The sequence below is a fragment of the Collinsella sp. Sow4_E3 genome (assembly GCF_052116285.1).
GTDB lineage: Bacteria > Actinomycetota > Coriobacteriia > Coriobacteriales > Coriobacteriaceae > Collinsella.
In genome coordinates this window covers 1-460 of record NZ_JBQKLJ010000120.1, presented here as the reverse complement: position 1 = coordinate 460, position 460 = coordinate 1, and the positions used below count along the sequence as shown (strand labels likewise).

Here is a 460-nt window from a genome sequence, read left to right as displayed (position 1 = left end):
ACGCCATTTTCTGCGCCAGCCGTCCACACTCGATCTGCGACTGGTAGGCGTGCCACTGCTGGCGATGCCCTGAGCGGTAGATCCAGCCCTGCTCGCGCATCGTCTCGAACAAGCGGTTGCGGCCGGTGCTGATCGCGGGGTCGCGTGAGAGCACCTTTGCGGCCTCGTCCACGGCGTAGTCGCCGGCGCAGGCGACCATGGTGGACCATGCGCGGGCGGCGGGTGCGAGTTCACGGGCACGCTGCTCGGCCAGTTCGCGGGCGTCCTCGGCCTCCACGACCATCAGCGCCAGTTCGCGCTTGGTGATCGACTCGACCCGGTAGCCGCCCGTCCTGCGGATGGAGGGCAAGACCTCGCTGGTGATCCAGCGGCGGAAGGTCGCGGCCTCCGGCTTGTCTGAGCGGATGACCACCTCGTACATGCCGGGCTCGCTGACGATGGTCATCTGCTGCGCGCCGCC

1 protein-coding gene is annotated in these 460 nt (G+C 68.7%); it reads right to left on the bottom strand.

Translation table 11 applies throughout. The features are described from left to right. A partial coding sequence (locus tag ACTQ48_RS11565) for a phage antirepressor (protein ID WP_441571078.1) occupies positions 1–460 on the bottom strand: 460 nt, incomplete at both ends.